The sequence below is a fragment of the Intrasporangium oryzae NRRL B-24470 genome, from assembly GCF_000576595.1.
Classification (GTDB): domain Bacteria; phylum Actinomycetota; class Actinomycetes; order Actinomycetales; family Dermatophilaceae; genus Intrasporangium_C; species Intrasporangium_C oryzae.
The window spans coordinates 24486-31995 of the sequence record NZ_AWSA01000047.1 but is presented as its reverse complement, the minus strand read 5'-3'; the positions used below and the strand labels follow the sequence as shown (position 1 = coordinate 31995).

Genomic DNA, 7510 nt, shown 5'->3' with positions numbered 1-7510 from the left:
CTGTCAACGGTGTCTCGGGACATCACATTTGTAGCGGGGGCAGGATTTGAACCTGCGACCTCCGGGTTATGAGCCCGGCGAGCTACCGAGCTGCTCCACCCCGCGTCGGTACTTCGTAAGGTTAACGTGAATCCCCGAAGAACTCCAAATCGGGCGGGGAAGCGCTTGGGGCGGCCCGCAATCGCGAGCCGCCCCAAGCGTTTTCAGCCACCGCCCACCCGTCAGGGGTTCGTCGTCGCCGTTCCCCTCGGTGAGGCCTCGACAGCACGCTCGAGGGCGTTCTTGAGCTTCGTCTGGGCCTGGCCGTATGCCGCGAAGTCCCCGCGCTTGAGCGCGGCCTCGCCCTCGGCGTAGGCAGCCTGGGCGTCCTTGAGGGCCTGGGCGAGCGCAGCGGCGTTGGGGGTCCCGGTCGCACCTGGTGACGGCGTTGCCGTTGGCCCCGGGGTTGGCGTCGTCGGCGTCGTCGGCGTGCCGGGAGCAGGTGACGTCGGGGTCGTCGCCCCCGTGTCGCCGGCCTGCGCGCCGGACGACCCGCCGAAGAGGTCGTTGAGGGCGTCGTCGAGCGAACCCGCCCACGCGATCTTGTCGCCGAAGGCCACGGCCACCGCCGACAGTCTCGGGTAGGACCCGCCCGACTTGGCCTGGACGTAGATCGGCTGGACATAGAGCAGGCCACCGCCGACGGGAAGCGTCAGCTGGTTGCCGAACGTCACCGTCGCCGCGCCCTGCGACTGCGTCGTCGAGATGAACTGGGCGAGGGTCAGCTGCGACAGCTGCGGGTCCTTCGAGGACACCGCTGCCGTGCGCATGTCGTTGTACACCTGCCCCGGACCGTTGACCGTGCCACCGGTCGTCTCGAGCAACCGGATCGTGCCGTAACCCGCGGCGCGCTTGCCCGTCTGCGTGCCGGCATCGCCGTCGACCGCGAGGAACCCCGAGAGGACCTGGCGGTCCCCGGTCGGCATGAACGTCGACGTGAGCGAGAACGCCGGCGCGCTCTGTCCCGGCATCGCGAGCGAGAGGTAGTACGGCGGCTGGAGCAGGTCGGTGCCCGATTGGGTCGGGTCGTCGGGGACCCGCCAGAAGTTCTGGCCGCCGTAGAAGGACGCGGCGTCGGTGTCGTGGTACTTCTGCAGGAGCTGGCGCTGGACCTTGAAGAGGTCCTCCGGGTAGCGCAGGTGCTGCATGAGCGAGCCCTTGATCGCCGAGAGGGGCTGCACCGTGCCGGGGAAGATCTTCATCCAGGCCTTGAGGACCGGGTCGGTCTCGTCCCACTGGTAGAGCGTCACGGTACCGTCGTAGGCGTCGACCGTGGCCTTGACCGAGTTGCGGACGTAGTTGACCTGACCGCCCTGGACCGCGCGCACCGACTGCTTCGTGCTGGTCACGGCATCCTCGGTCGCCGTGTCGAGCGTCGTCTCCTCGGAGTACGGGTAGTTCGACGAGGTCGTGTAGCCGTCGAGCACCCAGAGCACCCGGCCGTCGACGATCGCCGGGTAGGCGTTGCCGTCGAGCGTGAGCCACGGGGCGACCCGCTGGACCCGCTCACGGGGGGTGCGGTGGTCGAGGATCCGCGAGTCGTTCGTCACGGCGTCGGAGAGCAGGAAGTTGACCTCGCGGTACTTCACCGCGTAGGCGATCCGGCGCAGGGCGTCGAGCTGGACGCCGCCGGTGCCGGCATACGTGTTGGTCAGCTGGCCGGTCCCGTTGGGGTCGGGGTAGTCGAACTCCTTCTTGCCACCGCCGACGACGGAGTACTCGGGCGAGCTCTCGCCGAAGTAGATGCGCGGCTCGTAGGCGCCGAGCTTGCCCGTGCTGCCGATCTCCGACTCGATGAACGTCGGGCGGCCGTCGTCCTCGCGCGTGTTGCCCTTCGCTGCGACGACGCCGTAGCCGTGGGTGTAGACGGTGTGGTCGTTGAGCCAGTTGCGCTGCCCGGTCGGCACGCCCGTGAGGTCGACCTCGCGTGCGGCGATGACGGTGTCGGTCAGCTTGCCGTCGACCATGTAGCGGTCGACGTCGAGCACGTCGGCGAACTGGTAGTAGCCCTTGGATGCCTCGAGCTGCTTGAACGTCGGGCTGACGATGTTGGGGTCGATGAGGCGGATGCCGGGCACCGTCGCGGCGTCGCCGCGGAGCTGGCCGGGCGCCGCGACCGTCTTCGTGTCATAGCGCTCGACCTTGATCTGGTCGAAGCCGTAGGCCGCACGTGTCGCGTCGATGTTGCGCTGGATGTAGGGCACCTCGAGCGACTTCTCCGACGGCCTGACCTTCAGCGACTGGACGAGCGCGGGGTAGATCCCGCCGACCGCGACGACGATGACCGTGAGGACCGCGATGCCGACGAGCGGCAGGCGCCACGACCGGGTCCAGATGACGGTGAGGAACATCACGGCGCACATCACCGCGGCGACGGCGAGGATGCCCTTCGTCGGGATGTCCGCGTGCGCCTGGGTGTACTGGATACCCGTCATCCGGGTCGACTGGCTGACCGCGAGGTTGTAGCGGTCGACCCAGAACCCGACGGCCCGAACGAGGACGAGGGTCGCGGCGATGACCGACAGGTGCACCCGGGCGGCCTGGGTCGAGCGCGTGCGCTGCGCGGCGACGATGCCGCCGTAGAGGTAGTGGGTGAAGGCCGCCGTGATGAGCCCGATGACGAGGATCATCGTCAGGAAGGCGACGACGAAGTTGATCCACGGCAGCGTGAAGACGAAGAAGCCGATGTCGATGCCGAACTCCGGGTCGGTCGTCCCGAACGACCCGCCGTTGCGCCAGAGCAGGAAGGTGTCCCACTGCGTCGCGGCCGACAGACCGGCGAACAGCCCGATGGCGAGCGGCGCCGCGATGGTCGCGGTGCGGCGCATCGGCTCGACGAGCTGCCGGTAGTGCTCCATCGCCTGGGTGTCCGGCGACGGCGCGTAGATCGGTCGCGTCGTGTAGGCGATGTGGATGCTCGACCACACGACCGCGGCCGTGAGGAGACCTCCGACGATGCCGAGGACGAGCTTCGTGACGACCTGGGTCGTGAAGACCCCGGAGAAGTGGACGGAGTCGAACCACAGCACCTCGGTCCAGAACTGGGCCAGGAGCGCGATGACGAGCAGGAGCGCGCCCGCCACGACGAGCGCTGTGACGAGGGGGCTCCGCGCCGGGGGGAGGGTGGCGCGGCGCGGGCCGCCCGCGTCGGCACCGTCGGAGTTGCCCGCAGGGGGGCCGAATTCGCTGTTGCTCACGTCGTCGTCGCCTTGTGGTCCAGGAGCCGGGTGGGGGCACTCGAAGGGGTCCAGTGGCACCCGCGTGCGGGCGCCTGCGGCAACCATAACCCGGCAACGTGTGCGACCGAGGGGGCACCGTGAGCACGCCGGGCGGCCGACCCGGCCCGGCGGCATACGGCACGATGGGTCCCGTGAACCCCCAGCCGGTCATCGACCCCCTCGCCATCGCCGCCCTCGACACCGAGCGCCACGTCGCCGCCGCGGGCTGGGACCAGCCCGCCCGCCTCTTCGCGCTCGTCCGGACGTCCGACCTGCTCGAGCGCGAGCCGCACCTGCGGAACCAGATGGGTCCTGCTGACCTCGCAGACGGCGCCCTGACCGCCATCGAGCAGGAGGGCCTGCCCGCGACGATGTCGCTCGAGACGCTCCTCGGGCGGCTCGCGTGGCCACCGGAGGTCGACGGCTGCGCCTTCGCGATCGAGCGGATGGTCGTGCCTCCCGAGGCGGAGCGAGACCTGCCGACCAAGCCCGAGGAGGCGGTCGAGGCGCTCGCCGCCCACCCCGACCGCAAGGACGTGCGCCTGCTCGTCGCGGTCCTTCGCGACGGGTCGTCGATCTGCCTCCTGCGCCAGCGCGACCACGACTCCGACGACGCCGTAGCCACCGGAAAGGACATCGCTCCCGGGATCGTCGAGGCCCTCAAGGCGAGCTTCGTCGACTGACCATCCGGGTATGCCGCTGGGCCGGCCCCCGGAGTGTGCGCCCGATCTGCCGCCTACGGCACTGCCCAACAACCGTGAGCAGTGACGTAGGGAAGCCGGAACTGCCCGCGCCCGCCTACGGCACTGCCCAACAATCGTGAGCAGTGCTGTGGGCGACGCGGGGTGGAGCTGTGGTGCGGCCGGACTCAGCAGCGCGGCAGCGACCCTGTCTTCCCGGCGGCAATGGACTCGACGGCCGTCTTGGCGTCGTCGAAGCTCGTCACCTTGAAGACCTCGAGCCCGTCGGGAATGTTGCCGACGACCTCGTTGCAGTTGTCTGCGGGGGCGAGGAAGTAGTCGGCGCCACCGCCGCGCGCCCCGGCGAGCTTCTGCCTGATGCCCCCGATCGGGCCGACGGTGCCGTCGTCGGAGATCGTGCCGGTGCCCGCGATGTTGCGCTCGCCGGTGAGGGACCCCGGGGTCAGCTTGTCGTAGATGCCGAGCGAGAACATCAGCCCGGCGGACGGGCCGCCGACCGAACCCGCGTCGATCGTGATCTTCGCAGGGAAGTCGTGGTCGAGACCGAGGACCACCCCGAGCGCCGTGCGGCCGTTCTGGCCCGTGATCGTCGGGACCTTCACCGTCGAGGTCTTTCCGCCACGCTCGATCACCATCGTCACGGTGTCGCCAGCGGTGACCTCCTGCAGGGCTTCACGGGCGTCCTGGGGGCTCGTGATGGTCGTCGCGCCGACCTTCACGAGGCGGTCGCCGACCTTGAGCACGTCCTTGGCCTTCGAAGCCGGGGCGATCTGGGCGATCGCGACGTGCGCGGGAACGGTCTTGCCGATGGCACGCAGCGCGACGGCCGTCGCCTCCTCCTGCGAGCCGGCCATCTGGACGGCGTTCTCCTCGGCGACCTGCTGCTCGGTGACGCTCGGGTCGAAGACCTCGTCGACGGGCAGGACATCCCGGGCCGGGTCGATCCAGGCCTGGAGGACGTCCCACACGTCGACCGGATAGCCCGGACCGCCCTCGACGCGGACCGTCGTGAAGTCGAGGCTGCCCTCCGCCGGATAGCTCGGCAGGCCCTCGACCCGGATCAGCGGGACGTCCTTGCCGTTGGAGGGCTGCTTCCCCAGGGTGTTGACGATCGGGCCGGGGCTCATGATCGCGTAGGGCAGGTGCACGAGGGAGCCCACGACGAGGATCACGAGGAAGGCGAAGAAGACACCGAGGACGATCTTGTTGCCGCGTGTCAGCCGCCCCCCGTCCCCTCCCGTCTGGGTCACGGGTCCGGACGCATCAGGGCCCCCCGGCCCGTTCGAACCGTCGGTCGGGGCGGGCGCCTCGGGGACGACCTGGCCGGCCGGCATACGGCGGATCGTCCTCACGGTAGACCCACCCACTCGTCGCCGCCGTCGGTGAACTGCTGGTGCTTCCAGATCGGGATCGTCGCCTTGAACTCGTCGATGAGGGCCCGGCACACGTCGAAGGCCTCGCCCCGGTGCTCGGCGCTCACGCCGACGACGACGGCGACGTCGCCGACCTCGAGGCGTCCGACGCGGTGGACCACCGCGATGCGGACGGCCCGTCCGTCGCCCGCGAGCCGGTCCGCGAGGGCACGGGCGGTGTCTGCCGCGGTCGGGTGCGCGCTGTAGTCGAGGTGGGTCACACCCTGGGCGTGGTCGTGGTCGCGCACCGTGCCGACGAAGAGGCACGTGCCCCCGGCTCGGGGGTCGGCGACGCTCGCGAGCACCTCGTCGACCGACAGAGGCGTCTCACGGATCTCGGCAAGGGTGACCGTCACGACGGTCATCGTATGCCGCTGGGCCGACTGCCGCGTCCGGGTGACCTCGCGCGGGCGCCTCGTTGGGGAACCATCACCCGCCATCCGTGGTTGTCTTGGGAGAGACCCGGCGAGACCCGTGCACAAGTCAGGAGCAGTCATGTCCGACGACCGCGACCCCCGCGACGACGACGCGAACGAGGATCCGTTCGACCCTTCGCGACGGTTCCCGTTCAACCTTCCCGACCCCACCGGGATGGGCACGGGAGACCTCGCCTCGATGCTCGAGCAGGTCCTCGGTGAGGCCGCGAAGAACCCCGAGCTCGCCGAGGCCATGCGCAGCATGGGGGTCGACCCCACCGACCCCGCCACCCAGGCGGCCATGCGGGCCCAGCTCGGCACGTTCATGGCCGCGCAGAGCTCCCCCACCGGGTCCCTCGACCTCGCCACCGACCTCGCCCGCAAGCATGTGAGCGCGAGCGAGGGCAACGACCTCCACGACGCGGCCGCGGCTCGGGCCGTCGCCGACGCGGTCGCCGTCGCGACGCTGTGGCTCGACGAGCAGACGACGCTCGCGGCCCCGGCCTGGCGGGCCACCGGCCTCAGCCGGGCCGAGTGGGTCGAGGCGACGATGCCCCGGTGGTACGAGCTCGTCGAACCGGTGTCCGAGGGGGTGACTGCGGCGACCTCGGAGGCGCTGCGCAAGCAGATCGGCGAGCTCGGTCCCGAGGCGTTCGGCGACGCCCTTCCGGAGGGCCTGCCGGCACGCTTCGACCCCCGCGCCATGGTGGAGCAGTGGGCCCCGATGCTCGGCACGCTGAGCCGGCAGATGTTCGCGGCCCAGCTCGGCCAGGCCGTCGGCACCCTCGCCACGGAGGTCGTCGGGGCCACCGAGGTCGGCCTGCCCCTCACCGAGCCGGGTCTCGTCGCCCTGCTACCCGGCAACGTCGCGACCCTCGCCGACTCGCTCGAGATCGACATCGCCCAGGTCCGCCTCTACCTCGCGGTCCGCGAGGCCGCTCGGGTCCGGCTCTTCTCGGAGGTCCCGTGGCTCGGGCCCCAGCTGCTCTCCGCGGTCGACGACTACGCGCGCAACATCACCATCGACACCGAGGCCATCGAGAGCGCCCTCACGACGATCGACGCGACCGACCCCGAGGCACTGAGGTCAGCCCTGCAGGGCAACCTCTTCCGCCCCCACCCGACGCCCGCCCAGAGGGCCGCCCTCGAGCGGCTCGAGACGCTCCTCGCCCTCGCCGAGGGGTGGGTCGACCACGTCACCGACCGCACGACGAGCCGCCACCTCCCCCAGTCGTCCGCCCTGTCCGAGACGATCCGCCGACGCCGCGTCGGCGGCGCTGCCCAGAAGACCTTCGCCGGTCTCGTCGGTCTCGAGCTGAGCCCGCGACGCCTCCGCGACGCCGCGAACCTCTGGGCCGCCCTCGAGAACGCCGGGGGCCAGGCGCTCCGCGACGGACGCTGGGCGCACCCCGACCTCGCACCGACGGCCGCCGACCTCGACGACCCGATCGGCTACGTCGAGCGGGTCACGCACGGCGGCGCGGCGCCCGAGGGCGTGTCCTCCGACGCGTTCGGCGGCGATCTCGACGCGGTCCTCCAGGGGATCCTCGACGAGGCCGCCCGGGGCACGGACGCGGCCGGCGACAGCCCCGTCGACCGCCCCGGCGACAGCTCGGAGGACCAAGCCGGTGACGGCTCTGACGACAGCTCGGGCGATGGCTCTGCCGATCCCGGCCCGTCGGGGCCGCGCCTGTGACCGCGGAGGCGCCATCGGAAGCCGAGTC

At 71.0% G+C, this 7510-nt stretch carries 5 protein-coding genes and 1 tRNA gene; 2 read left to right on the top strand and 4 right to left on the bottom strand.

The annotated features are described in order from the left end of the window. Nucleotides 1-31 precede the first annotated feature (31 nt). A tRNA-Met gene (locus tag N865_RS17395) sits at nucleotides 32-105 on the bottom strand. Between the two features lie 116 nt (nucleotides 106-221). Further along, nucleotides 222-3236, bottom strand: a complete 3015-nt coding sequence (locus N865_RS17390; protein WP_034808662.1) for a UPF0182 family membrane protein — start codon at nucleotides 3234-3236, stop codon at nucleotides 222-224. Between the two features lie 164 nt (nucleotides 3237-3400). On the opposite strand from N865_RS17390, the gene N865_RS17385 reads away from it, so the two are divergent. Continuing rightward, the gene (locus tag N865_RS17385) at nucleotides 3401-3940 is read left to right on the top strand and encodes a PPA1309 family protein (RefSeq protein ID WP_034808688.1); all 540 of its coding nucleotides are present in this window, start codon (nucleotides 3401-3403) and stop codon (nucleotides 3938-3940) included. A 185-nt stretch (nucleotides 3941-4125) separates the two neighbouring features. Here N865_RS17385 and N865_RS17380 read toward each other — a convergent pair whose 3' ends face one another. After that, nucleotides 4126-5310, bottom strand: coding sequence for a YlbL family protein (locus tag N865_RS17380; RefSeq protein WP_245603824.1), 1185 nt, complete (start codon nucleotides 5308-5310; stop codon nucleotides 4126-4128). Further along, nucleotides 5307-5735 carry a molybdenum cofactor biosynthesis protein MoaE gene (locus tag N865_RS17375; RefSeq protein WP_034808661.1) on the bottom strand — a complete coding sequence of 143 codons (429 nt, stop codon included), beginning with the start codon at nucleotides 5733-5735 and terminating at the stop codon, nucleotides 5307-5309. The genes N865_RS17380 and N865_RS17375 overlap by 4 nt, the downstream gene beginning before the upstream one ends. A gap of 130 nt (nucleotides 5736-5865) precedes the next feature. On the opposite strand from N865_RS17375, the gene N865_RS17370 reads away from it, so the two are divergent. Next, a complete protein-coding gene (locus tag N865_RS17370) occupies nucleotides 5866-7482 on the top strand; it encodes a zinc-dependent metalloprotease (protein ID WP_051510885.1) in 1617 nt (538 codons plus the stop codon). Nucleotides 7483-7510 lie beyond the last annotated feature (28 nt).